Genomic DNA, 25,181 nt, shown 5'->3' with positions numbered 1-25,181 from the left:
CTCCTGACAGCGTTATGTCAGGAGACGCCCCGCTCGTGATCAGCGGAGTTGCCTTCGCCGGCTCGATGCCCATCCGTGCACGCTGTGGTCAAGTCCTCCCGCCCTGCTCCCGAATGCATCCGCCTGCGCGGCGTCCGCCAGAATAACCTGAAAGGGTTCGATCTGGACGTTCCGCTCGGCCGTTACATCGCGGTCACCGGGCTCAGCGGCGCGGGCAAGTCCTCCCTCGTTTTCGACACGCTCCACGCCGAAGGCCAGCGCCGCTACGTCGAGACGTTCAGCGCCTACACCCGGCAGTTCCTCGATCTTCTCAACAAGCCCAAGGTCGACTCGATCGAGAACATCCGACCATCGATCGCCATCGAGCAGACCAACACGGTCAAAACCTCGCGCTCGACGGTCGGCACGATGACCGAGCTGACGGATTTTTTTAAAGTCTGGTTCAGTCACGTGGCCGAGTGCTTCGACCCCGAGACCGGCGAGAAGGTCGAGGACGACAATCCGCAGAGCATCTGGGCCAAGACCTCTGCGGCGCATCCCAACCGAGCCGTGATCGTAGCCTTCAAGGTCACCAAGCCCGCGAACCTCACCTGGCCGGAGATTCTCCAAAACCTCAAGGCTCAGTCCTACGTTCGGGTCCTGCTCGCCGCCGCCGCAGCCGCTACCCGCAACCCACCGCAGCTGCACCGGCTGGAGGATTTGCTCAGCGCCAGCTCCGATCCGGCGACGATCCACCCTCAGCTCTCCGGCGCGTCGGAACTTTTCGTCGTGCAGGATCGGATCACGATCGCCGCGGCCGAAAAGCCCCGGTTCCTCGAAGCCGTCGAAACCGCGCTCCACTTCGGCCAGGGCCAGGTGCACCTGTTCGCCGCGGATGGTTTCGCCGAGCTTGGTCACTTCTCGCGTGGACTGCACTCGCCCAAAACCGGCCGCACCTTCCGCGCCGCGACGCCGGCGCTGTTCTCGTTCAACTCGCCGCTCGGCGCGTGTCCGCACTGCCGCGGGTTTGGCCGGGTGATCGAAATCGACTACCGGCTCGCGGTGCCGGACCAGTCGCTCTCGATCGACCAGGGCGTCATCAAGTGCTGGGAGAGCGAAATCTACGGCGAATCGAAAAAGGACCTCTACGTCTTCACGAAGAAGAAGCGGATTCCGACGAACGTCCCGTTCGCTTCGCTCACGCCAGAGCAGCGCGACTACGTGATCAACGGCGAACCCGGCTACGGCGAGGAGAACGGCAAGACGTGGCCGCAGTACTGGTATGGCGTGAAGGGTTTCTTCCGCTGGCTCGAGAAGAACACGTACAAGATGCACGTGCGCGTGTTCCTGGCGCGCTATCGGGCCTACAACCCGTGCCCCGCGTGCGGCGGCCAGCGGCTGCAGCCCGAAGCGCTGTGCTGGAAATGGCAGGGGCGCACGCTCCCTGATCTCTACCAGCTGCCGGTCTCCGATCTGCTCGCGCAGCTCGCCTCCAAAGCGGCCCGGCACGGGCACGACACCGCGAGGAAATCGGATTCACGCAGCGAAACACTCGCCTACGACTCGATCGTCACGCGGCTGCGTTACCTCGAACAGGTGGGACTCGGTTACCTCACGTTGGATCGCCAATCGCGCACGCTGTCGGGTGGCGAGGTCGAACGCGTGAATTTGACCAGCTGCCTCGGCACCTCGCTCGTCGATACGTTGTTCGTGCTCGATGAACCGAGCGTCGGGCTGCATCCGCGCGACATCGATCGGCTGATCGCGATCATCCGCACGCTGACGAACGCCGGCAACACGGTGGTCGTTGTGGAGCACGATGAGGCCATGATCCGTGCCGCCGATCACGTGATCGAGGTCGGTCCCGAGCCCGGCGGCCGCGGCGGACACATTGTGTTCGAGGGCACCGTGTCCGAGATGCTCCGCTCGCGCGAAAGCGTGACCGGCGCCTATTTCTCCGGTCGGGAGACGATCGAAACACCTGCGCGCCGCCGCCCTGTTTCCCTGGGAGCGCGGGCGTCCCGCCCGCAATCAGCGAACGCTGCTGCGCCGTCCAGCTCCCCGCAGTGGCTCACGTTCACCGACGTCTCGAAGCACAACCTCGCTCATCTCACGTTCCGGCTGCCGCTGGGCCGTTTCGTCTGCCTCAGCGGCGTCTCCGGCTCCGGCAAATCGACGCTGCTCGACAACGTCATCTACCAAGGCCTGCTCACGCAACGGCTGCAGCTGGCGGAAGATCCCGCCGAGATCAAAGCGATCACGCCCGCGCCCGACACCGCGCCGTTTGGCGAGCTCGTCCTTGTCGATCAGTCGCCGCTGTCGAAAACGCCGCGCTCGAATCCCGCGCTCTACTCGGAGGCATGGGAGCTGATCCGCGAACTCTACGCTCGCACGCCGGCCGCGCAGGAAGCGGGCTTCAACAGTTCGAGCTTCTCGTTCAACAGCGGTGAGGGTCGCTGCGAGCACTGTCAGGGACTCGGCTACGAGCGCGTGGAGATGCAGTTTCTCTCCGACGTGTTCGTGCCCTGCCCGATCTGCGACGGCCGGCGCTTCAAGCCCGAGGTGCTCGCGATCCAGTGGAACGGCCGCTCCGTCGCCGACCTGCTCGCGACGAGCATCAATGACGCGCTGCCGCTGTTCACGGAACACCCGGAGATCCATCGACGGCTCGCCGCGCTCGAGACGGTGGGTCTCGGCTACCTGACGCTCGGCCAGCCGCTCAATACGCTCAGCGGCGGTGAATCGCAGCGGCTGAAGCTGGTCCGCTATTTAGGCGACTACACAGCTCAGGAGGTCGGTTCGCCCTATCCGAATTCCGCCGGCGCCCTGCTGCTCCTCGACGAGCCGACGACCGGTCTGCACCGTCATGACGTCAAGCGATTGCTATCCGTCTTGCACGCGCTCGTCGACCGCGGCCACAGCGTCGTCGTGATTGAGCACAATCTCGACGTGCTGAAATCCGCCGACTGGCTGATTGAGATCGGCCCCGACGCCGGCGCAAACGGCGGACGTATCGTCGCCGAGGGCACGCCGGAAGACGTGGCCGCGGCGAACACCGCCACGTCGCCCTTCCTGCGCGCAGCGCTGGAGGCAGAGTCTGGCGGCAGGACTCCAGAGCTGAAAGCAGCCGAGTCGGCCGCCCGCAACGGGGCGTCTGCACTTCAACCCTCAACTTCAAACCTCAACTCGATCTCAAGCTCGCTGGAGATCGAGGGCGCCCGCGAGAACAACCTCAAGAACCTCTCCGTCGCGATTCCGCACCGCCAGCTGTCCGTGGTCACCGGCGTTTCCGGCTCCGGCAAGTCGACACTCGCCTTCGACATCGTGTTCGCGGAGGGCCAGCGGCGGTTCATGGAGTCGATGTCGCCCTACGCGCGGCAGTTCGTCGAACAGCTGCCCCGCCCCGCCGTCGACCGGCTGACCGGCATTCCGCCGACCGTCGCGATCGAACAGCGCGTCACGCGCGGCTCGCGCAAGTCGACGGTCGCGACGATCACCGAGGTGGCCCAATATCTTCGGCTGCTCTACGCGCGGCTCGGGATCCAGCACCACCCAGAAACCGATCAGCCGGTCGAACCGCTTTCGCCGGCACAGCTGAAATCGCTGCTCAGCCGCGTTCTCTCCGAAAACCCAAAGGCCAGAAAAGCGCGCCATCTCTATCTCTGCGCGCCGCTCATCCGCGGGCGCAAGGGCCACCACCAGCCCATCGCCACGTGGATCGCGAACCAAGGCTACGAGCTAATGCGCGCGGATGGACAGCTCACGCGCGTCGACGCGTTCCAGAAACTCGACCGTTATCGCGAACACGACATCGAGGTGGTCGTCGCGGATCTGAAAACCGGGAGCCCAGCGTCCAGAGCCAAGAGCAAAAGTTCTGGCTCTCAGCTCTCCGCTCCCAGCTCTCGGCTGTCCGAGGCGCTTCGCCTCGGCAAGGGCTCGTGCTTCCTGCTCACCGAACGCGGCGAGATCCTGTCCTGGTTCTCCACCACGCGCACCGACATCCACACGGGCGAGTCTTTTCCGGAACTCGACCCAAAACATTTCTCGTTCAACTCGCCCCGCGGCTGGTGTCCCACCTGTCGTGGACACGGCCGCGTGTTCCCGTGGATGCTCGAGCCAGATGAAGACGCCGAGGACGATCCGGCTGCCCGGCTCCGCGAGTTCGGCATCGACTCCGCGGACGACGTGTCCGACGCCGGCCAGCCCTGTCCCGAATGCCACGGTGCCCGGCTCAACCGGATCGCTCGCGCCGTGAAGCTTCACTTCAAAGCTCCGGGGCGCCGCGGCCGCCGGGCTCCTGCTCGAGCCTCTCAACCCTCAGCGCTCAACTCTCAACCCACCTACGCGCTTTCGCTGCCCGAACTGTTGACGTCGACCCCGGCCCACCTGCTGGCACATCTGCGCGAGCTGGATCTCGACGCGCGCGGCCGGCTTATCACGCAAGACATCATCCCGCAGATTGAGGAGCGTCTCCGGTTTCTGGACCACGTGGGTCTCGGCTATCTGTCGCTCGAACGCCCGACCGAAACGCTCTCCGGCGGCGAAGCGCAGCGCATCCGACTCGCGGCCCAGCTCGGCTCGAATCTCTCCGGCGTGCTCTACGTGCTCGACGAGCCGTCGATCGGCCTGCACGCGCGCGACAACGACCGGCTGATCGAAACGCTCCAATCGCTGCGGGAAAAGGGCAACACGCTCCTGGTCGTCGAACACGACGACGAGCTCATGGAGCGCGCCGACCGCATCATCGACCTGGGCCCCGCAGCAGGCGTTCACGGCGGTGAGCTGTTGGCCAACGGCACGCCCGCGGAGATCAAGCGCAGCGCGAAATCGCTCACCGGACTCTTCCTCAAGAAAGGCATCGCGCATCCGCTCCGCGGCGAGTATCGGCCGGCAATGTGGCATGGGCGTCTCGCCCGTGTGGCGACACGCGCGAAGGCCAAACTCACGGGCGGGACGCCCGTGCCACAGCAGTGGCTCGAGCTTCGCGGCGCCTTGTTCCGCAATCTCAAGGGCTTTGACCTACGACTCCCACTCGGACGGTTGATCATGGTCGCCGGTCCTTCCGGCGCCGGCAAATCGACGCTCTTCCGCGACGTGCTCGATCCCGCCGTCTCGTTCGCGATCAAGGAACAGAAGGCGTCGCTCACCGGCCGCGAGTTCGTGAAGGCCACCGGCTTTGTCGTTGCCGACTCTCATCTCTCAACTCTCAGCACTCAACTGCCGTTTGCGGAGCTCCGCGGAGCAAACGGCTTCAAACGGGTCATCGAGGTCGACCAATCCCCTATCGGCAAAACGCCGCGCTCCACGCCGGCGACCTACCTCGGCATCTTCGATCTCATCCGGCAGTTCTTCGCGTCGCTGCCCGAAGCGAAGATCCGCGGCTACACGGCGTCGCGATTTTCCTTCAACACCACCGGCGGACGCTGCCCCACCTGCGAGGGCGCGGGTCGGATCAAGCTCGAGATGGCGTTCATGCCGGACACTTACCTGCCGTGCGACGACTGCCACGGTCTGCGCTACGGCCCGGAGCTCGCGGACATCACCTGGAAAGGCAAAAGCATCGGCGAGGTGCTGCAGCTCACGTTCGAGGAAGCCGCGCAGTTTTTCGACTTCCACTCGCAGCTCGCGCAGGTCTGCCAGCTCATGGTCGATTGCGGCCTCGGCTACCTCACGCTCGGCCAGTCGTCACCCACGCTCTCCGGCGGCGAAGCACAGCGGCTCAAGCTCGTGACCGAGCTTTCCGCCGGGCTCGCCAGCTACCGCGAGCGCAGTCGCGGCGAGCGTCCGCGCAATCTTTACCTACTTGAGGAGCCGACCATCGGGCTCCACCTCAGCGACTGCGAGAAACTGATCCGCGTGCTGCACTCGCTCGTCGATCAGGGGCACACAGTCATCGTGATCGAACATCACCTCGATCTGCTCGCCGAAGCCGACTACATCGTCGAGCTTGGTCCGGTCGGCGGTCCGGATGGCGGCGAGCTACTCTACCAAGGCGAACTTGCCGGCTTGTTGAAGGTGCGCGGCAGTCCCACCGCCCCCTATCTCCGCGCGAAACTCAACGGCCACCGCCGCGCCCAACCGTAGCGGCCCGGCCGACACGACGGTCTTGGGGACGCGACGCCCTCGTCGCGTCGTTCCGCATTCGCCAGCCCAACCGCCGCGACGAGGGCGTCGCGGCTCCATGTAGCCGGGGTGGGTGCCCCGGGCCTACCATGATCGCACCCTATTGGGTTCCCGTAGCCAACCTCAGCGCGTGGCCGCCGCGGCGGTGTCGTGCACCTTCACGGCTTCCTGAATCACCTTTAACAACTCCGGGAGCGACACCGGTTTTAACAGATACCGGAACAACGCGGCCTCGTTCACGCTGCGCATCAGCATTTCCGGCTTCATGTAGCCGGTGACGAGGATCCGCTGCATGTGCGGATACTCTTCGCGCGCACGCACCAAAAAATTCATGCCGTTGCCGCCGGGCATCAGGTGATCGGCGACCACCACCTTGAACGCTTTCTTGTGCAAAATGAACTCCGCCTCGCGCGCCGAGGTCGCCGTCGTCACTTCGTAGAACGGCTCAAGCGCCGTGGTGAAGACATCGAGTAACGGTTTCTCGTCATCGATCAGCAACACGGCACTCTTCTGCGTTTCGGCGGCAGGTGCGGGTTGCGCTGGCTTCATCGCCGTGATCGTGCGGGCCGCTGCTTTCTTGGCAAATCGAAACCGGCCGCCGTCCGCTGGGCTTTTGGTTTGCCAGTTCCGGAGGTTGAACCTTAGGTCGCCCTCGTCTGCCTCATGGAAACCATCGATCTGCCGCAGGCCGCGCGTCTGGGGACGTTGCCAGACCTCCCATCCGGAGCGTTCACCGCTGAACGCCTGCTGGCGCGCAATGCTTCCGGCACGACGGCGCTGCACCTGATTGCGCGGCACGGCGGACTCAAAGTGCTTCCTCCCGCGCTGCTCACCGAAGCCCACCTGACGGTCCGCAACGACGCCGGCTACACGCCGCTCCATCATGCCGCCGAATCCGGTCACCTCGGCGACGTGCCGGGCGAGCTCCTGCGCGCAGACCTGCTCGTATCCGCCAGCAACTCCGGCTACACGGTTTTCCACGTCGCCGCTGCCAACGGACACCTCGACCAGATTCCCGCCGAGCTGATCACCGCGGAGGTGATTCTAGCGAAAAATCACCTTGGCAACACACTGCTCCACGAAGCGGCGGAGAACGGCACGCTGGATCGGGTGCCGGCCGAGTTCGTCACGGGCGACCACTGTCGTCACCGCAACCTCGGCGGCGAAACCGTGCTGCACGTTGCGGCGCTCAATGGTCATCTCAACCAGCTGCCGCCGTCGCTGCTCACGGCGGGCCTCTTGCTCGAAAAAACCACCGCAGGCGATACGGTCATCCACGCCGCCGCCATCGCCGGCCATCTCGAGCAGATTCCCGCGTCGCTGCTCACACCCGACCATCTCGTCATCGCGAGCAAAAGCGGATTTACGGCGATTCACGCCGCCGCCGAATCCGGTCAGCTCGCGAAGATTCCCCGGGCCTATCTCACCGCCGATCTGCTGCTCACACGCAACGACAATGGCGACACCCCGCTCCACGCCGCCGCCTACGAGGGCCACCTCGACCAGGTGCCGCTCGCGCTCCTGACGGCGGAAAATCTCAACGCGCGTAACTACGACGGCGTGAGCGTCGGCCGCACGGCGATCACCCGTGGCTTCGCCGAACAGATTCCCGTGGCGCTGCGGCCGAAGACACCAGGACCGTTGCGCCGCTTTCTGGAACGCAACGGCCTGCTCCGCCCGCCATTCTGAGGGCCGACGGCTCGCCCCAGTCGGCTTCATCCTTCCTCGCCCAGACTGGCATTTCTTGCGCTTCCCCGCGCGTTTTCTGCCGAACCGGAACGCGGGCTTGCGCCGCCGGACGCAAATCGCCACATGTGAGCGTTTTTAATTTCTCATGAGCACCACCATCACAGCCATCACGGCCCGCGAAATCATCGATTCGCGCGGCAATCCGACGGTCGAAGTCGACGTTAAACTCGCTTGCGGCGCTCTCGGCCGCGCGGCCGTTCCGTCCGGTGCGTCTACCGGCGAACACGAAGCCATCGAGCTCCGCGACGGCGACAAGGCCCGCTACGGCGGCAAGGGCACGCTCAAGGCCGTGGCCAACGTGAAGTCGAAGATCGCGCCCGTGCTGACCGGCTTCGACGCGCTCGACCAGATCGGCGTCGACAAGGCGATGCTCAAGCTCGACGGCACTTCGACCAAGTCGAAGCTCGGCGCCAACGCCATCCTCGGCGTCTCGATGGCCACCGCCAAAGCCGCCGCCATCGCCGTCGGTCAGCCGCTCTACAAGTATCTCGGCGGGCCGAACGCGAAGGTGCTGCCGGTGCCGATGATGAACATCATGAACGGCGGCGCGCACTCCGATGCCCCAATCGATTTCCAGGAATTCATGATCATGCCGACCGGGGCGAAGACCTTCTCCGAGGCGCTCCGCATGGGCTCCGAGGTTTTCCACGCGTTGAAGAAGGCGCTCAAGGACAAGGGCCTCGCCACCGCGGTCGGCGACGAGGGCGGGTTCGCCCCGAAGCTCGAGTCGACCGAGGCCGCGCTGGACATCATCGCCGTCGCGGTGAAGAACGCCGGCTACAAGCTCGGCAAGGACATCAACCTCGCGCTCGACGTCGCCGCCTCCGAATTCTACGTCCCGGCCAAGAAGCACTACGTGTTCAAGAAGTCCTCCGGACAAATCATGTCCGGCGACGATATGGTCGAGTTCTACAAGAAGCTCACCTCCCAATACCCGATCATCTCGATCGAAGACGGCTGCGCCGAGGGCGATTGGGCCACGTGGAAGAAGCTGACCGACGCCATCGGCGACAAGGTTCAGCTCGTGGGCGACGATCTCTTCGTGACGAACACCGAGTTCCTCAAGAAGGGCATCGAGACCGGCACCGCCAACTCGATTCTCGTCAAGGTCAACCAGATTGGCTCGCTCACCGAAACGTTCGACGCCGTCGAGATGGCCAAGGAAGCGCGCTACACCGCGGTCATTTCGCACCGTTCCGGTGAGACCGAGGACGTCACGATCTCCGATATCGCCGTCGCGACGAACGCCGGCCAGATCAAGACCGGATCGCTCTGCCGCACGGACCGGATCGCGAAATACAACCAGCTCCTCCGCATCGAGGAAGAGCTCGGCGCCAGCGCAATCTACGGCGGCAAGATGCGCGGGCTGTAAGCCGGCGCGTTCCGATTCACTCCTTGATCGCACCGCCGGTGCGATCCGCACGAAGGGCCGGTTTCCACCGGCCCTTCTTCCTTCCTGCCGAAGCATTCCTAGCCGTTTGCGACCAAATCGACCGGATTTGCCCCTGGCGGCGAACCCTCTCATCGAAGAGCGTGTCTGGCGGTGGGTTCCCCTTCACGAGCAGGCGATCGGCTGCGAGCAATCGCCTCGACTCCGCCCCCAAACTCCCTCCAATCGTCAGGCGCCGACTGCATGAAATCCTCTTTCTTCACCTTCTGCACCGTGGCCGCAGGCCTTGCATTGAGCACGGCGCTCGCCGAGGAAAAACGCAGCGAACCGCCGCCGAAGCAGGCCACCAAGGAGGAAATCCAAGCTCGCCTGGCCGAGCACGCGAAGAAGAAAGCCGAAGCGGCGCAGGCCAATGCGGCGGCAGAGAAGCGCAACGAGACCAAACCTGCTGAAGCCGCCATCGGCGCTCCCGTGGCTCCCGCCCAGCCCGGCAAGGCGCCGGATCAGACGGCCGCAGCAAAATCGGCCAAGGAGGAAACGCCGACGGTCTTGCCGAAGATGGAAGTCCAGCGCCCGCGGATCACCGAACTCGACCGCCAACTGGACAAGCAGAACCGCGAGATCGCGCGCGAAAAACAAGCCACCAAGCCGACCAAACTCGACGAGACGCTGAATGGTCCCGGCATCTCCAAGGCCCTCTCGATTTTCGGCGGTCAATCGAGCGACGACCGTGCCTCGATCGCCCAGGAGCGCGTCGCGATGATGGAAGAGGAAAAGGACCTCATCGAGGCCATCGCGCAGGCGCAGACGAAAGAGGAAAAGGAAGAGCTCCAGAAAACGCTCGATTCGATGCGCGCGATGCGCCGCGAGCTCGAGCAGTCAGTGCGCTAAGCGTCTGTGGGAGCGCGGCCGCCCTCGGCCGCTCGTCACGTTTCATTCTCCCGCCGGTCGCAACCACGCCGAGGCGCACCACAGCACCGGCGCCTGCCCGTGGAAATCGCCGGCCCCGCGCCGCGCATCGAGATAACCTTGCGCCGTCGGCTTCTGCCCCATCCCGAGGCAAACTTCGCCCACGTTCGCCTCGGCGTCGAGAGTGCCGGTGAGCGCCAGCCAACCTTTGCGCGCCGCGGGACCATAGGTCGATTCGTCCAGCCAGCCGTTCTTTACGCCGGTGATCATCGCAAACGTGAACATCCCCGTGCATGAGCTCTCCGGCCAGGCGTTCGGATCATCCACCAACTGGTGCCACATTCCCTCGCCGTCCTGTGTCGCGAGCAACGCCGCCATCATCTTCCGATAGCCGCTCATGATCGCTTCGTGATAACGGCTCTCCTTCGGCAGCACGCGCAGGAGCTCGGTCATGCCGGCGGCCATCCAGCCGTTACCCCGTCCCCAATGAAACCGGCCCTCGTCGCCGTGAAAAAACAATCCGTTCGGTTGCTGCAATCGTTCCAATGACACGACCATTCCGCGCGCCGCACGCTCCAGGTAAACTGGATCTTCGGTCGCGCGGTACGCCTGCGTCTGCAGCGCTCCGATCATATACATGTCATCGATCCAGAACCGCGTCTGCCGGCTCAATCCGTCTTCACGCGGCAGCGACCATTGCAGGTCCGCGCGCCACATCCCCTCACTGCGCGCCTGCTTGTCCCCCGTTTGCAGGAAAATCTCGAGCGGGAGCACCCCGAACACCGACCAGTCGACGTGCTCGCGTTTCGGAATGAGAGCGTCATTCGCCGGCACCATCAGCGCCCGGTAGCGTGCGATCAGCCGCTCGCGCAGCGCAGCGTCTCGGCTGAGATCGGCGAACGTGAGCGCGCCCTGCCACGTGCACACCTGCGCGTAGTGGATCACCTGATCCGGCGGCATCAGCATGTTGTCGCGCGCGAGAAAATTTTCCGCCACGCGCCGGCCGATCTCTTCCGGCGACCGCCCCGCCGGCCACTCGCCCGCGCAACAATCGCTCCCGACGACTCCGGCCACGAGCAGCATAGCGAGCGCGGTTTTCATGCGAACGAGTATGCGAGCGAGACCGCCAACGTCACGCCAATCCCCCGGCATGAAGGGGTTAAGCCTCGTCTGGTGTTGAGCCGGTGCTACACCAGCCCTAGAGGTTGGCCCACCCCTATGAATCGCTCCGAATTCGTCCGGAACTCCTGCAAATGGATCGGCGCCGCCGCCACCGGCGTGTGCCTCGCGAAGGTCACCGGGCGCGCCGCCGACGCGCCCGCTGAAACACCGAGTGTGCCCGTTGCTGACGAAGCCCTCCGCAAGCAGCTCGCGCAGGCGGAAGGCACGAACCAGTTCGTGAACAACTGGCTCGCGGACCTCTTCGATGCGATCGACAGCACGCTCGACAAGCCCGCTCAGACGAAGCTCCTGGAGGCTTGTGGCCGTGGCTGCTTCAACCGGCACGAATTCAAGCGCGCCATCGCCCGCGACGGCAGTGGCGACCTCGACAAGCTGATCGCCGCCTACAAACGGAATTTCGAGATTTGGCGCGAGGGCGACTTCGTCCACATCCGTTACGGCGAGAAGTCTCCCGGCTGCTACTGCCCGGCGGCCCGAAACCGGCCGGCAAAGCCGAACGACATTCACTGCGAGTGCACGCGGACCACCCACCAGACGATTTTCGAAACCGCGTTGGGCCGACCGTTCAAGGTCGACGTACTCCAGTCCATTCGGCGCGGCGGGCAGACATGCCATTTCCGCGTTCATCTGCAGCCAGTCGAGACCGCCGGCTGACGCTCGGCCGCGACGCTCTCGTCGCGCCGATCGCTACTCCACGCTCAGAATATACCCGCGCAGGTATTCGCTTTCCGGCATGGTCACCAGCACCGGATGATCTGCCGGCTGGTGGCAGTGCTCGAGCACCCGCACCTTTCGCTTCGCGTCCGTGGCCGCTTCCGCGAGCACGCCGCGGAGCTCCGCATCATGCATGTGATGCGAACACGTGTAGGTGGCCAGCACGCCGCCCGGCGCAAGCCGCTGCATTGCGCGCAGGTTGATTTCCTTGTAGCCCCGCAGCGCTCCCTCGAGCGCGCTCTTCGACTTCGCGAACGGCGGCGGGTCGAGAATGATCACGTCCCAGAGCGGCTCCGCCGCGCGACCGGGCGCGTTGAACCAGTCGAAGACGTTCGCGACACCGAATTCCGCATTGAGCCGGTTCTGCGTCGCATTGCGCCGGGCCGCCGCCACGGCGTCCTCCGCGCTGTCGAGCCCGAGCACCTTGCTCGCTCCGGCCCGCGCGGCGTGGAGGGCGAAAGCGCCTTGGTTGCAGAACGCATCCAGCACGCGCTTCCCCGCGCAGTACGCCGCCACCCGCCCGTGTTGCGCACGCTGGTCGAGATAAAAGCCGGTCTTTTGTCCGCCCTGCAGATCGAGCCAGTAGTCGAGCCCGTCGACCTTCACCCATCGTGGCTCCCACGGGCGTCCGGACCGAGTGCGCACCTCCAGCGGTAGACCTTCGAGCCGCCTGATCGGTGCGTCGTTGCGGAAAATGATCTCGTCCGGCGACAGCAGGGCATCGAGCGAATCGCTGATCAACGTGCTCCGCTGTTCCATCGCGAGCGTTTGCACCTGTAGCACCAGGGTACCGCCAAACTGATCGACCACGACGCCCGGGAGGTCATCGGATTCCGACCAGACCAATCGCCGGCACGGCGTTTCGGCCCGTACATCGGGACGCTTGCCAACGCTGGCCCGCCGCGCGATTGCGCGCTCGATCGCGGCTCGGAGGTAAGCGGCGTCGAGTTCGATGCGTTCCCGGCTCAGCCGTCGCCAGACAATCTGCGATTTTGAGTTGTAGATGCCGGTGCCCAGAAAACGCCCCTGCCGATCGCGGCATTCCACCACACTGCCGTCGTGCTCCGGAGGAAGAAGGTTTTCCACCTCATTGGCGAACACCCACGGATGCCCGGCGAGCACGCGCGGCTTCGCGTTGGGTTTCAGTTTGAGGCTGTGGGGAGCGGGACTGGTAGCGGCGGTCACGTCCGCAGTCTTCATCGATCCCGCCGCACGACCATGACAAAATTCGCCTCGTCACCGCGCGCCCCGCTAGAAAACAGTCGAGCCGCGTTGCCCCACCCAGAGCACGCGGCTACGGAACCTTAGCGATTTTCAGTCGCTATTCGTCGTCCTCGACTTCGACCTCATACCGCTGGCGCCACTCCGTCGCGACGAAGGCAATGCCCCACATCATGGCGAAGCTGAGGAACGCAGCGATAGCCAGGAAAGCTTTCATGGCCCTTTTATCGGCCACTTTCCACCCACGCTTGAATCGCAGGCCGGCAGGTCAAAACCTTAACAGCTTTCTTACGCCGGGCCAAAGGCCTGCAAAACCGTCACGAACGAACGCCCGCTCGGACCGGAATCCCATAATGAAAGCCTTCCGCGTCTTCGTAACCAATCGGCGCGTCATAGGCGGCGGTGACCAGCTTTGCCATGCACAGGACGTAGGCGGCACAGGCGAAGAACGGGGCGAGGGGCATCAGGGAAAGCATGAAGACACAGTAATGGGTATTCCCAAAACGCCAGCGTCGTTTTCCATAGAAAATGCGACTTGACCCGTTTCTTACAAACGGTCGCAGCCAGGCCGCCCGCCAGCCGGTGCACCGCCCTCCCTCAGCCGCATCTCTGCGCCGCAAGGTCTTGCACTCCGCGGCGGATTCGGCGCCACGCCTCCGCACGGGCCCCCCGGCAAAATTAGCCTTTCTCCCTGCGACGTTCCCCGCTTTGCTGACCCTTTATCTTTTTTCGCCCGCTCGATCCTTTCATGTCGCCTGCCCAAGAAATCGCCCGCCGCCGCACCTTCGCCATCATCTCGCACCCGGACGCAGGCAAGACCACGCTCACCGAGAAGTTTCTGCTCTACGGCAACGCCATCCATCTTGCCGGTACGGTCACCGCTCGCAAGAACCAGCGCGCCACCGCCTCCGACTGGATGGAACTTGAGAAGCAGCGCGGGATTTCCATCAGCTCGACGGTCTTGCAGTTCGACTACTCCGGGTTCGCGGTGAACCTGCTCGACACGCCCGGCCACAAGGATTTCTCGGAAGACACTTATCGCGTGCTCACCGCCGTCGATGCAGCGCTGATGGTGATCGACGCTGCCAAGGGCGTGGAGGCGCAGACGCGAAAGTTGTTCGAGGTCTGCCGGCGCCGCGGGATCCCGATCTTCACGTTCATGAACAAGTGCGACCGGCCGACGCGCAACGCGCTCGAGCTGCTCGACGAGCTGGAAAGCGTGCTGGGACTCCAGTCGTCACCGGTCGTCTGGCCGCTCGGAAACGGCCCGTCGTTTCGCGGCGTGTTCGATCGCCGCACCCGGCAGGTGCACTTGTTTGAACGCGTGCCGGGCGGCGCGTTTCAGGCGCCGGTGGAAGTTGCGTCGCTCAGCGACCCGATCGTGCGCGAAAAACTCGACGACTACACCTACGAGCAGGTGAAGGAGCAGCTCGAAATGTTGGATGGCGCCGGCCATCCCTTCAATCTGGCGGCCGTGCGCGCTGGCCAGCAAACGCCCGTCTACTTCGGCAGTGCGATCAACAACTTCGGCATTCAGCTGCTCCTCGACGGATTCCTGAACGATTCCGTGCCGCCCGCCCCGCGCCGCAGCGCGAAGCCTTTCAACGGCACCGCCCAGAATGGAGCCGTAACGCCCCCCTCCCAGCGTGACAATTCGGCAGCCGGAGTCGCCGCCCCCGGTCCCGGCTCAACGAGCCCGGCTGCCGTGGCTCTCAACTCTCAACCCTCAACTCTCAACTCGCAGATCGTTCCCGTCACGTACCCGAAATTCTCCGCGTTCGTGTTCAAGATCCAGGCGAACATGGATCCGAAGCACCGCGACCGGATCGCCTTCGTGCGCATTTGCTCGGGCAAATTCGAGCGCGACATGGTCGTCAACCATCCGCGCTCAGGGAAATCGATGCGGCTATCCTCCTCGCACAAACTCTTCGGCCAGGAACGCGAGACCGTCGACGAAGCCTGGCCCGGCGATGTGATCGGCCTGGTGGGTCACAGCGAATTTCACATCGGCGACACGCTCACTGAGGACAAGTCGATCGAGTATGATGAAATCCCGCGGTTCCCGCCGGAGGTCTTCACGTTCATCAGCAATCCGAATCCCTCCGACGCGAAAAAATTCCGCGCCGGCCTGGATCAACTGCTGCAGGAAGGCGTCGTCCAGTCGCTCAATCTGCGCGCGGGCATGACCACCTCGACCCTGCTCGCCGCCGTCGGCCAGCTGCAGTTCGAAGTCGTGCAGTTCCGGCTCGAGAGCGAATACGGCGCGGCCTCGCGGCTCGATCCGTCGCCGTGGACGATCATGAAGTGGATGACGCCGGCGAATCCGGAGGAAAAGCTTGGCGATCCCGCGCACTTCGTCGTCGCCAGCGGCGTCGCGTTCGGCACCGACAAGCTGGACCAGCCGGTCGCGCTGTTCCCCACCGAGTGGACGATGCGGTATTTCCTCGAGAAGAATCCGAGCGTGAAGCTCCACGACCTGCCGCTGGAGCAGGCCCGCTGACGTCTCACGTGCTGCTCACCGATTCGTAGGGGCGTCGCTCGCGATGCCTTCGCCGTCGTCGTTGCCGCAGCGTTGACCAGGAGTGGCCGCCGCTTCTTCCTGCCACGGTGACCCCGAAACCGGTTTTCTTCGCGGACGCCGCAGCGTTTCGTGCGTGGCTGGAAAAGCATCACGCCACCGCGCCCGAACTCTGGATCGGTTACTACAAGAAAGCATCCGGAAAATCCGGCATGGTTTACCGCGAAGCGCTGGACGAGGCGTTGTGCTTCGGCTGGATCGACGGGCTCGTGAAGTCGATCGATGGCAAGCGCTACATGCAGCGATTCACTGCACGGCGGGCCGGCAGCAACTGGAGCCGGGTGAACCTCCGCCACATCGAGCGGCTCACCAAAGCCGGTCGGATGCATGCCGCGGGCGTGAAAGCCTACGAGAGCCGCGACCCGCGAAAGGTCGAGGTCTACTCGTTCGAGCAACGACCGAGGAAATTTCCGGCCGCCCTGGAGAAGCGTTTTCGCGCCGACCGGAAGGCGTGGGCGTTCTGGCAGACGTGCCCGCCGAGCTATCATCGGCTTGCGGTCTGGTGGGTGATCAGCGCGAAACAGCCAGCGACCCGTGAGCGCCGGCTGGCCGAACTCATCACGCTCTCCTCCACGCAACGCCGCTTGGGCCAGAAATGACGCGGCCTACCGCGCGTGTAAGAAAAGTGAGAAGCGCCCGGCCGCGTGCCGCGCACGGTTTCGACTCGCCCGCCTCGCAAAAAAACCTCTTGTTCCGCGGATGATTTTCGCCCGTCGCCTCTCGTGCGCCGCGCTGGTTTGCGCGGTCATGCTCACCCCCATGCTCGCGCTCGCCGCGCCCAAGAAAGCTCCCAAGGCCGAGCCGACCTTCAAGGGCGCCATCGTCACCGATGCGGCCACCGGCAACGTGCTGCTCGAGCAGAATGCCGACGTGGTCACTCCGCCCGCGAGCATGACCAAGCTGATGACCTTTGCCGTGCTGAGCGACAAGCTGAAGAGCGGCGCGCTCACGCTCGGCACAGTGGTGCAGATCGAACCCGAGGATGCCCGCATGGGTGGCACGCAGGTGTTCCTTGATCCGCGGGAATCCTTCACGGTCGAGGAGCTGATCTACGCGATGATGATCCAATCGGCCAACGATGCCTCGTATGCACTCGCGCGCGTGAGCGCCGGCTCGGTGCCGGCCTTTGTCGAACTCATGAACGCGAAGGCCCGCGAACTAGGGATGACGCAGACCACGTTTCGCTCCCCGCACGGATTGCCGCCGAAAAGCCGCCGCGTCAGCGAAGGCGATCTCACCACGCCGCGCGACTTCTCCCGCCTCTGCCGGCACCTGCTGTTGAACACCGACGTGCTGAAGTATTCCTCGGTGAAACACCGCGTGTTTGGTCCGCAGCGCGCCACGCCGCAGCAGATGAAGAATCACAACAACCTCCTCGGTAAGGTCGCCGGCGTGGACGGATTGAAGACCGGCTACACCGAGGGCGCCGGGTACTGCCTTAGCGCGACCGCGCTGCGCAATGATCGCCGCGTGATCGTCGTGATCATGGGTGCGTTCGGTCCGAACGGCCAGAAGGACCTCGGCCGCAGCCGCGACCGCAAGACGATCGAACTGCTCGAGCGCGGGTTCGCGGCGTTGCCCGCAAACAGCCCCGCGTTCACCGGTCCGGCCGCACCCCCACCTTCACCGATCTCGCACGCGCCCATGAGCGCCGACGAACAGGAAACGGATGAGGAAACCGGCGAGCCGGTGATCAAGTTCTCGATTCCGCCGGCGAAAAAATAGCCGCCTGCGCCGATTCGGGCGCAGCGGCACTCAGTGCTCGAGCAGCACGATCAGCACGCCGAGCACGCAGAACAGCGCGCCGATGGTGGCGGCCTCCCAACGTTCGAAACGCTGCACGCGAAACCGATCCAGTCCGAACAGCGCCAGCCAGGTGACGAGCGTCATGCCCGCGAGCGTCGCGACCGCGAGGATCACGCTCAGCACCACGAAGCCGTGCCAGCCGAACCGCACGCCGGATAAGTAGACGGGCAGGAAGCCCTCGCAGGGCGACAGCGTCAGCAGCAGGAACAATCCGCTGATCGCCGTCCAGTCGCCGCGTCGGGAAGACACCAATTCGCTTTCTTCGAGTTCGTGCTCCCAGTGGCTGTGGTCCTCGTCCCGGCCGCACGCTTCAGTCGCATGATGGTGGCTGCCGGGCACGGGATGGTGGCAGACCCCCCGACCGCGCAGCTGGCGCAAAAAGTAGTAGAGACCGATGCCCACCAGCAGCCCGCCGACGATCCACGGGAACGCGTGCCCCAGCCGTTCATCGAGTTGAAACCCGAACCATGCGATCAGCAGTCCGAGCAACGTGGTGAGCGCCACGTGTCCCATGCCGGCCGCGAGGGTCACCATCAGCGTCTTCGCGCGGGACCAGCCCCGCGCGCGCGCCACCAGCACAAAGGGGAGCCAGTGGGTCGGGAGAACCGCATGAAAAAACGCCACGGTGAAGCCGGTGGCGGCGATGGTCATGAGCGCAGCGGAATTCATGCAGTGAGTGGGAGATGGATAAAGCCAGCGCCGGGGTGTCGCTGTCCAACGTGAACTCTAGCAAAGTCGTCAACCCCCACCCCAAATTCGTTCTCGTTCTCGTTATCTTTCCTCGTTCTCTTTTCCAAATCCGCGAGGACTGCGATCATGCCCCCGTCCACTTCCGCTCCCGATTCGGCCGCCGTTCGCACTTACCTCCTCAACCTGCAGGACCGGATCTGTGCCGCGCTCGAGGCGGAAGACGGCACCGGCCGGTTTCGCGAAGATACCTGGCAACGCGCCGAAGGGGGTGGCGGCCGTTCCCGGGTGCTCGCCGACGGCGCGGTGTTCGAAAAGGCTGGCGTGGGTTTTTCTCACGTGCGCGGTTCCGCGCTCCCGGCCTCGGCGACAGCCCAGCGGCCCGAACTCGCGGGCCGATCGTGGGAGGCGCTCGGCGTCTCCCTGGTGATCCATCCACGCAATCCCTACGTGCCGACCAGCCACGCCAACGTCCGCTTTTTCTGCGCCCAGCCGGCCACCAACCAGAATGGGGACGCGACGCCCTCGTCGCGTTCCAAGGTCCACGGCGAAGGCGCCGCGGCTCCAGGAGAGATCGAAAATTCGCTCTGGTGGTTCGGCGGCGGATTCGACCTGACGCCGTTCTACGGTTTCGAGGAAGACGCGATCCACTGGCATCGGACCGCGCGTGATGCCCTCGCGCCGTTTGGCGCCGGACTCTATCCGCGTTTCAAGCGCTGGTGCGACGACTACTTCTTTCTGAAACACCGCCAGGAGCCGCGCGGCATCGGCGGGATTTTTTTTGATGACTTCAACGAACTCGGCTTCGAGCCGTCGTTCGCACTGATGCGCGCTGTGGGCGAGGCGTATCTGCCGGCTTATTTGCCGATCGTTCGCCAGCGGAAGGCAACCCCGTTCGGCGAGCGTGAACGCCAGTTCCAACTCTACCGCCGCGGTCGTTACGTCGAGTTCAACCTCGTGTGGGACCGCGGCACGCTGTTCGGCCTGCAGACGAGCGGCCGCACCGAATCGATCCTGATGTCGCTGCCGCCGCTCGTACGCTGGGACTACGACTGGCACCCTCAACCGGGCTCGCCGGAAGCACGGCTTCACGAGGTTTTCCTGCAACCGCGGGACTGGGCCGATGCTTAGGCGCAAAAACGCGCCAGGGTCGCAGATTCCTGCATTTCTTCTTTGCGCCTTTCGCATCTCTTTGCGGCCATCTTCTGTTCATGAATAGCCGCGAACGTTTCCTCGCCGCCTGCGCCTGCCAGCCGCTCGACCGCCCGCCGCTGTGGATCATGCGCCAGGCCGGCCGCTACCTCCCGGAGTATCGCGCGCTCAAGGCCCGCTCCTCCTTCCTCGAGATGGTGCGCACGCCGTCCCTCGCCGCAGAGGTCACGCTCCAGCCGCTCCACCGCTTCGCGCTCGATGCTGCGATTCTGTTTTCCGACATCCTCGTCATTCCCGAAGCCCTCGGTCAGGGCTACCGGTTTCGCGACGAAGGCGGCATCGCGATGGAGTTCCGCCTGGAGAACACCGCGCAAATCGACGCTCTGGCTCCGGCCAACGCCGTGCCGGAGCGGCTGCGCTACGTGGCCGACACGCTCGCGCTATTGAAAAAGGAACTCGCCGGCAACAAGGCGCTGCTCGGCTTCGGCGGCTCGCCGTGGACGCTCGCCACCTACATGGTCGAGGGCGGCAGTTCCGAGGAGTTCGAGCGCATCAAGCAGCTTTTCTACACCGACCGGCCCACGTTCGACCAGCTGCTCGAAAAGCTCACGGCGGCGCTGATCGCGTATTTCCGGATGCAGATCGCCGCCGGGGTCGACGCGATTCAGATTTTCGATTCCTGGGGCGGGATCATCGCCGGCCCCGATTACGAAGCCGCTTCCCTGCAGTGGATCCGCCGGATCGTGACGGCGCTCCCGCGGGACTTCCCGATCATCCTCTACGCGAAAGGCACGGCGCCACAGCTCATGGACCAGGCGTTCTGCGGCGCGCGCGTGCTCAGCGTCGACTGGACGAACGACCTCGCGATCGTTCGTCGCACGCTCCCCGGCAACGTCGCGGTGCAGGGCAATCTCGATCCGGTGCTGCTCAACACCACGCCCGCTATCGTGCAGCGCGAAACCGCACGGCTGCTCGAGTCGATGCGCGGCACCGCCGGACACATTTTCAACCTCGGCCACGGCATTCTGCCGCAGGCTCGCCTCGAGTGCGTGGAAGCGCTCGTGACCACCGTCACCACTTGGAAATGATGCGTGCGGCTCGCCGGTCCCAAGACGACAACGTCCGTGCCCGCGCGGGCCGCCTCCCGCCTTGCTCCCGGTCATCACAATCGACACGATGCTGCGCTCGTGCCGTGGGCCTTACGCCACGATCGACTTTCCGCCGTCCTGTTTCGCTCGCCTAATCGACCGCTCCCATGAGCACCTCGCCTTTTAATCCTTCCGCCACCGCCTCAGGCCGGCCGCCCAAAACGTTCGCCGTGCTTGGCGCCGGCATCACCGGGCTCACCGCCGCCCACCGGCTCACCCAGCTCGGCCACAAGGTGCGCGTGTTCGAGCAATCCGACCGCGTCGGCGGCTCGATCAAGACGGAGGAAGTCGACGGCTGGCTGATCGAAGGCGGACCCAACACGCTGCTCTCCGGCGAACTCGCCGTCGACAAGCTCATCGACGAACTCGGGCTGAACGGCGAACGCATCGCCGCGGATCCCGCCGCGAAAAACCGCTACATCGTTCGCCGCGGCCGCGCGCTGGCCGCGCCGATGTCCCCACCGTCGTTCTTCGCCTCCTCACTGTTTTCGCCCGTCGCCAAGTTCAAGCTCCTCGCCGAGCTGTTCGCCCGGCGGCGCGTCCGCACGACCGACGTCAGCCTCGCCGAATTCGTCGAGTCGCACTTCGGGCGCGAGTTCGTCGACTACGCGCTCAATCCGTTCGTGGGCGGCGTGTATGCCGGCGATCCCGAAAAGCTCTCCGCGCGGCAGTCGTTCCCCAAGCTCTGGGAAATCGAACAAACCCACGGCTCGCTGATCCGCGGCCAGATCGCCGCGGCCAAAGCCCGGAAGGCCCGCGGTGAGCCGCGCCCCGGCATCTTTTCCTTCAAACACGGCCTGCACGTGCTGCCGGAGGCGCTCGCCGCGCGTCTCCCCGCCGGCGCCATCACACTCGGCGCTTCGCTCGACGCCATCGTGCCCGGCGACAAGTGGAACGTGGTTTGGCACGACGACGTGGCGACGCACACGCAAAGCTTCGACAGCGTCGTGGTCGCGCTGCCCGCGCCCGCCCTCGCGCGACTCCAGATCGGCACGCTCGGCGAAAAGCCGCTCGCCGCGCTGGCGCTGATCGAACACCCGCCGGTCTCGTCGCTCTTCCTCGGCTTCCGCCGCGAGCAGGTCGCGCATCCGCTCGACGGGTTCGGCGTGCTCGTGCCGGCCGTCGAGAAGCGCTCGGTCCTTGGCGTGCTGTTCTCGTCCTCGCTGTTCCCGGGCCGCGCGCCGCTGGGACACGTGGCGCTGACGGTGATGGTGGGCGGAACACGCCAGCCGCAACTCGCCAGCCTGCCCGCCGATCAGCTGCTTGCCGCCGTGCGGCCCGATCTCACGCAGTTGCTCGGCGTCAGCGGCGACCCGGTTTTTGTCCGGCACAACTTCTGGCCTCGCGCCATCCCGCAGTACAACCTCGGTCACGAGCACTTCATCGCCGCTCTTGCCGCCGGCGAACGCTTCCATCCGGGACTGTTCATGGGGGGACAGGCCCGCGACGGGATCGCCGTCCCGGCCTGCATCGCGGCCGGCGAAAAACTGGCGGAACGCGCCGGGCAATAGGCGCCCGACGCCGGTTTTGCGTGGCCCGGGCGCTTCGCCCGTGGAGTTTGCAGGATAGCGGGATGCGCCCCCGCCGCCGCCTCCGTGCCGGCGGCCTTGACTCGCCCGACACCCGGCCTAGCCTCGCGCACTTTTCTTTGGCATGGCCCACGATTTGAAAGACACGTTGCAGCTTCCGAAAACGGACTTCCCGATGCGCGCCGGACTCGCGCAACGCGAGCCAGGTCGCGTCGCGCACTGGGAGAAGATCGGGCTGTACGAAGCGATCCAACGCAAGAATTCCGCCACGGGAAAAACGTTCGTGCTGCACGACGGACCGCCGTTCACCAACGGCGACGTCCACATCGGCACGGCGCTGAACAAGACGCTCAAGGACGCGATCCTGCGCTACAAGTCCATGCGCGGATTCCGCACGCCCTACGTGCCCGGCTGGGACTGTCACGGCCTGCCGATCGAGCAGAAGGTCTCGCGCGAGATTCAGGAGAAGAAGCTCACCGTCACGACGGCCGAGCTCCGCGCGCGCTGCGACGCTTTTGCCGAATCGTGGATCGCGAAGCAGACCGCGCAGTTCAAGCGGCTCGGCGTGCTCGGCGATTGGGAGCATCCCTACAAGACCAAGGCGCCGGCGTACGAGGCTGACATTCTCCGGACGTTTGCCTCGTTCGTGGAGCAAGGGCTCGTCTACCGCAGCAAGAAGCCGGTTTATTGGTCGATTCCGTTCGAAACCGCGCTGGCCGAGGCCGAGATCGAATACAAGGACCACGTCAGTCCTTCGATCTGGGTGAAATTTCCGGTGCCGGCCGACGAGGCGAAAAAGTTCAACCTGCCGGCGGACAAGCCTCTCTTCGTCGTCATCTGGACCACGACGCCGTGGACGATCCCGGCGAATCTCGCGATCGCGGTTCACCCCGATGTCGAGTACGTCGTCGCCGACACCGGTGCCGAACGGCTGATCGTCGCCCAGCCTTTGCTCGCTCAGGTGGCGACCGCGGCGCATCTCGCGTCAACGCCCGCGGTCGTTCACACCGTCGCCGGCAAGGCGCTCGAGCATCTCCAACCGCGGCATCCGATCATCGATCGCGCCTCACCGATCGTGCTTGCGGACTACGTCACGACGGACAGCGGCACGGGCTGCGTCCACACCGCACCTGGCCACGGCGCGGAAGACTATCTCACCGGGCTGAAATACGGCCTCGAGATCTACTGTCCGGTCGGTGACGACGGCCGCTATCTTGACGATGGACGCGTCCCCGCGGACCTTGTGGGACTCAGCACGCTCGAGACCGTCGAGGATCTGAAGGCGAAACGGACCTCGCCGGCGAACATCGCCGTGCTCAAGAAGCTGGACGCGGCGCATGCGCTGCTCGCGAAAGCTAAGCTCACGCACAGCTATCCGCACTGCTGGCGGTCGAAGACGCCGATCATCTTCCGTGCCGTCGACCAATGGTTCGTCTCACTCGATCGCGCCGGCCATCGCGCCAAGGCACTCGAACTCATCCAACAGGTTCAGTTCATTCCCGGCTGGGGCGAGGCGCGGATCCGCGGCGCTATCGAGTCGCGGCCCGATTGGTGCATCAGCCGGCAGCGCGCCTGGGGCGTGCCGATTCCCGCCTTCTACGATGCCAAGAAGAACGCCTATCTTGATGCCGGCGTCGCGCGCGCCGTCGCCGCCAAGATCGAGACCCAGGGCACCAATTTTTGGTACGACGCTCCGGTGACCGAAATTCTCGCCGGCGTGACGCTGCCCGCCAGCTGGCCGGGTGCCGCGGAACTCACGTGCGGCCGCGACACGCTCGATGTCTGGATTGACTCTGGTTCGTCGCACGCCGCGGTGCTTCGGCGCGAGCAGGGCCACACGCACTGGCCGGCGGATCTTTATCTCGAGGGCAGCGACCAGCACCGCGGATGGTTTCAATCGTCGCTGTGGACGAGCGTGATCGCGTTCGGCGCCGCGCCTTACCGCGCTGTGCTGACGCACGGGTTCATCGTCGACCAGGAGCGTAACAAGATTTCCAAGAGTTCGACCTACGAGAAGCCCCAGACCAGCGACGCGTACGTCGGCGAGTACGGCGCCGATGTCATCCGGCTCTGGATCTCGTCGCAGGATTTCCGCAACGACATCCCGATCTCGAAGGAGATCCTGTCCCACGTCGGCGAAACCTACCGACTCATCCGAAACACCTTCCGGTATCAGCTCTCGAACCTGTTCGATTTCGATCCGGCCCGCGACGCGGTACCGGTCGAGCAGATGGACACGCTCGATCGCTGGGCGCTGCACCAAACAGCCGAGCTGATCCGCGATTGCACGGTCGCCTACGAGAGCTTCGAGCTCCATCGCGTCTATCAGCTCTGCAACCAGTTCTGTTCGGTCACGCTCTCGGCCACCTATCACGACATCCTCAAGGACCGGCTGTATACGCTCGGCACGCATGCGGCGCTGCGCCGCTCCTCGCAGACCGCGCTGCACCATATTTTCCAGACCCTCGCCAAGCTGTTGGCGCCGATCCTGACCTTCACCAGCGACGAAGCCTGGTCCTACGCCACGGCGCGCCGTGAATACAGCGACGATTCGGTACACCTGCAGGAATGGCCGGTGGCGCCCGCCGCCTGGACCGACGCGACGCTCGACAGCGAAGTGGCTGCGCTGTTGAAGGTCCGCGCTCAGGTCAACGAGGCCATCGAGCCGCAGCGTGCCGCCGGCAAGCTCGGCAAGTCACTCGACGCGGCCGTCTCCTTGACGGGCGCGCCCGCCGATCCGGCGTTCACGGTGCTGGAAAGGCACCGTGATTTTCTCCCCGAACTCTTCATCGTTTCCCATGTCACTCTCGCCCCTGCCATGGGATCCGAGCTCACCGTGAGCATTCGTCCCTGTAGCGAGATTGGTTTTGCGCGGTGTCCGCGCTGCTGGCGCTGGGTGCCGGCCCTGCAACCCCACTCGCACGGTGACCTTTGTCCACGTTGCACCGAGGCGCTGAGTAAATAATCTGCTGTCCCCCCAAAACTCCCATGGTCAAGTCCAAGAAGAAATCCCC

Annotated in this window: 17 protein-coding genes; 12 read left to right on the top strand and 5 right to left on the bottom strand. The window is 64.9% G+C overall.

Annotated elements, in window-relative coordinates:
• Nucleotides 1-75: 75 nt before the first annotated feature.
• The gene (gene uvrA / locus OTER_RS13725; protein WP_012375525.1) at nt 76-6,063 is read left to right on the top strand and encodes an excinuclease ABC subunit UvrA; all 5,988 of its coding nucleotides are present in this window, start codon (nt 76-78) and stop codon (nt 6,061-6,063) included.
• Between the two features lie 162 nt (nt 6,064-6,225).
• Here the strand turns inward: uvrA and OTER_RS26225 are convergent, their stop codons facing one another.
• The gene (locus OTER_RS26225; protein WP_158305437.1) at nt 6,226-6,900 is read right to left on the bottom strand and encodes a response regulator; all 675 of its coding nucleotides are present in this window, start codon (nt 6,898-6,900) and stop codon (nt 6,226-6,228) included.
• 12 nt (nt 6,901-6,912) lie between these two features.
• Here OTER_RS26225 and OTER_RS13715 point away from each other — a divergent pair, with 12 nt between their 5' ends.
• The 3 genes from OTER_RS13715 (at nt 6,913) to OTER_RS13705 (ending at nt 10,132) form a co-directional block, all read left to right on the top strand.
• A complete protein-coding gene (locus OTER_RS13715) occupies nt 6,913-7,791 on the top strand; it encodes an ankyrin repeat domain-containing protein (RefSeq protein ID WP_158305436.1) in 879 nt (292 codons plus the stop codon).
• Between the two features lie 145 nt (nt 7,792-7,936).
• Complete coding sequence (gene eno, locus OTER_RS13710) at nt 7,937-9,223, top strand: phosphopyruvate hydratase (RefSeq protein WP_012375522.1); 1,287 nt, start codon at nt 7,937-7,939, stop codon at nt 9,221-9,223.
• A 261-nt stretch (nt 9,224-9,484) separates the two neighbouring features.
• Entirely contained in the window at nt 9,485-10,132 is a 648-nt protein-coding gene (locus OTER_RS13705; protein WP_012375521.1) for a hypothetical protein, read from the top strand.
• A gap of 42 nt (nt 10,133-10,174) precedes the next feature.
• Here OTER_RS13705 and OTER_RS13700 read toward each other — a convergent pair whose 3' ends face one another.
• The gene (locus tag OTER_RS13700) at nt 10,175-11,251 is read right to left on the bottom strand and encodes a glycoside hydrolase family 88/105 protein (RefSeq protein WP_012375520.1); all 1,077 of its coding nucleotides are present in this window, start codon (nt 11,249-11,251) and stop codon (nt 10,175-10,177) included.
• A 117-nt stretch (nt 11,252-11,368) separates the two neighbouring features.
• On the opposite strand from OTER_RS13700, the gene OTER_RS13695 reads away from it, so the two are divergent.
• Nucleotides 11,369-11,986, top strand: a complete 618-nt coding sequence (locus OTER_RS13695; RefSeq protein WP_012375519.1) for a hypothetical protein — start codon at nt 11,369-11,371, stop codon at nt 11,984-11,986.
• 33 nt (nt 11,987-12,019) lie between these two features.
• On the opposite strand, the gene OTER_RS13690 is transcribed toward OTER_RS13695, so the two are convergent.
• Together OTER_RS13690 and OTER_RS26220 are read right to left on the bottom strand one after the other, a co-directional pair.
• Nucleotides 12,020-13,246, bottom strand: a complete 1,227-nt coding sequence (locus tag OTER_RS13690) for a class I SAM-dependent rRNA methyltransferase (protein ID WP_012375518.1) — start codon at nt 13,244-13,246, stop codon at nt 12,020-12,022.
• A gap of 338 nt (nt 13,247-13,584) precedes the next feature.
• Nucleotides 13,585-13,743 carry a hypothetical protein gene (locus tag OTER_RS26220; RefSeq protein ID WP_158305435.1) on the bottom strand — a complete coding sequence of 53 codons (159 nt, stop codon included), beginning with the start codon at nt 13,741-13,743 and terminating at the stop codon, nt 13,585-13,587.
• Nucleotides 13,744-14,015: 272 nt separating this feature from the next.
• Between OTER_RS26220 and OTER_RS26660 the strand changes: the two genes are divergently transcribed.
• The 3 genes from OTER_RS26660 to OTER_RS13675 all read left to right on the top strand — a co-directional run bounded on the left by OTER_RS26660 (nt 14,016) and on the right by OTER_RS13675 (nt 17,570).
• On the top strand, nt 14,016-15,767 hold the full coding sequence (locus OTER_RS26660) for a peptide chain release factor 3 (RefSeq protein WP_012375516.1): 1,752 nt from the start codon (nt 14,016-14,018) through the stop codon (nt 15,765-15,767).
• 107 nt (nt 15,768-15,874) lie between these two features.
• Nucleotides 15,875-16,444, top strand: a complete 570-nt coding sequence (locus tag OTER_RS13680) for a YdeI/OmpD-associated family protein (protein WP_012375515.1) — start codon at nt 15,875-15,877, stop codon at nt 16,442-16,444.
• 100 nt (nt 16,445-16,544) lie between these two features.
• Nucleotides 16,545-17,570 (top strand): D-alanyl-D-alanine carboxypeptidase family protein, encoded by a 1,026-nt coding sequence (locus tag OTER_RS13675; RefSeq protein WP_012375514.1) that lies wholly within the window; start codon nt 16,545-16,547, stop codon nt 17,568-17,570.
• 30 nt (nt 17,571-17,600) lie between these two features.
• Here the strand turns inward: OTER_RS13675 and OTER_RS13670 are convergent, their stop codons facing one another.
• Nucleotides 17,601-18,320, bottom strand: a complete 720-nt coding sequence (locus tag OTER_RS13670; protein ID WP_012375513.1) for a hypothetical protein — start codon at nt 18,318-18,320, stop codon at nt 17,601-17,603.
• 147 nt (nt 18,321-18,467) lie between these two features.
• Here OTER_RS13670 and hemF point away from each other — a divergent pair, with 147 nt between their 5' ends.
• From hemF to ileS, 4 genes are all read left to right on the top strand, one after another.
• A complete protein-coding gene (gene hemF, locus OTER_RS13665; RefSeq protein ID WP_012375512.1) occupies nt 18,468-19,469 on the top strand; it encodes an oxygen-dependent coproporphyrinogen oxidase in 1,002 nt (333 codons plus the stop codon).
• Between the two features lie 80 nt (nt 19,470-19,549).
• On the top strand, nt 19,550-20,578 hold the full coding sequence (hemE, locus tag OTER_RS13660; RefSeq protein ID WP_012375511.1) for a uroporphyrinogen decarboxylase: 1,029 nt from the start codon (nt 19,550-19,552) through the stop codon (nt 20,576-20,578).
• 167 nt (nt 20,579-20,745) lie between these two features.
• Nucleotides 20,746-22,149: a protoporphyrinogen oxidase gene (gene hemG / locus OTER_RS13655; protein ID WP_012375510.1), complete on the top strand. Its 1,404-nt coding sequence runs from the start codon at nt 20,746-20,748 to the stop codon at nt 22,147-22,149.
• 142 nt (nt 22,150-22,291) lie between these two features.
• On the top strand, nt 22,292-25,132 hold the full coding sequence (gene ileS, locus OTER_RS13650; protein WP_012375509.1) for an isoleucine--tRNA ligase: 2,841 nt from the start codon (nt 22,292-22,294) through the stop codon (nt 25,130-25,132).
• Nucleotides 25,133-25,181: the final 49 nt, after the last annotated feature.

The organism is Opitutus terrae PB90-1, assembly GCF_000019965.1.
Taxonomy (GTDB): domain Bacteria; phylum Verrucomicrobiota; class Verrucomicrobiia; order Opitutales; family Opitutaceae; genus Opitutus; species Opitutus terrae.
This window is presented reverse-complemented; position numbering and strand designations above follow the sequence as displayed.

What these genes read in the sequence shown, in the direction of transcription:
- OTER_RS13700 (WP_012375520.1), bottom strand. Translation starts at nt 11,251, where the DNA reads ATGAAAACCGCGCTCGCTATGCTGCTCGTGGCCGGAGTCGTCGGGAGC.
- OTER_RS13675 (WP_012375514.1), top strand. Translation starts at nt 16,545, where the DNA reads ATGATTTTCGCCCGTCGCCTCTCGTGCGCCGCGCTGGTTTGCGCGGTC.
- OTER_RS13690 (WP_012375518.1), bottom strand. Translation starts at nt 13,246, where the DNA reads ATGAAGACTGCGGACGTGACCGCCGCTACCAGTCCCGCTCCCCACAGC.
- hemF (WP_012375512.1), top strand. Translation starts at nt 18,468, where the DNA reads ATGCCCCCGTCCACTTCCGCTCCCGATTCGGCCGCCGTTCGCACTTAC.
- OTER_RS13705 (WP_012375521.1), top strand. Translation starts at nt 9,485, where the DNA reads ATGAAATCCTCTTTCTTCACCTTCTGCACCGTGGCCGCAGGCCTTGCA.
- hemE (WP_012375511.1), top strand. Translation starts at nt 19,550, where the DNA reads ATGAATAGCCGCGAACGTTTCCTCGCCGCCTGCGCCTGCCAGCCGCTC.
- ileS (WP_012375509.1), top strand. Translation starts at nt 22,292, where the DNA reads ATGGCCCACGATTTGAAAGACACGTTGCAGCTTCCGAAAACGGACTTC.
- eno (WP_012375522.1), top strand. Translation starts at nt 7,937, where the DNA reads ATGAGCACCACCATCACAGCCATCACGGCCCGCGAAATCATCGATTCG.
- OTER_RS26220 (WP_158305435.1), bottom strand. Translation starts at nt 13,743, where the DNA reads ATGCTTTCCCTGATGCCCCTCGCCCCGTTCTTCGCCTGTGCCGCCTAC.
- OTER_RS13695 (WP_012375519.1), top strand. Translation starts at nt 11,369, where the DNA reads ATGAATCGCTCCGAATTCGTCCGGAACTCCTGCAAATGGATCGGCGCC.
- hemG (WP_012375510.1), top strand. Translation starts at nt 20,746, where the DNA reads ATGAGCACCTCGCCTTTTAATCCTTCCGCCACCGCCTCAGGCCGGCCG.
- OTER_RS13670 (WP_012375513.1), bottom strand. Translation starts at nt 18,320, where the DNA reads ATGAATTCCGCTGCGCTCATGACCATCGCCGCCACCGGCTTCACCGTG.
- OTER_RS26660 (WP_012375516.1), top strand. Translation starts at nt 14,016, where the DNA reads ATGTCGCCTGCCCAAGAAATCGCCCGCCGCCGCACCTTCGCCATCATC.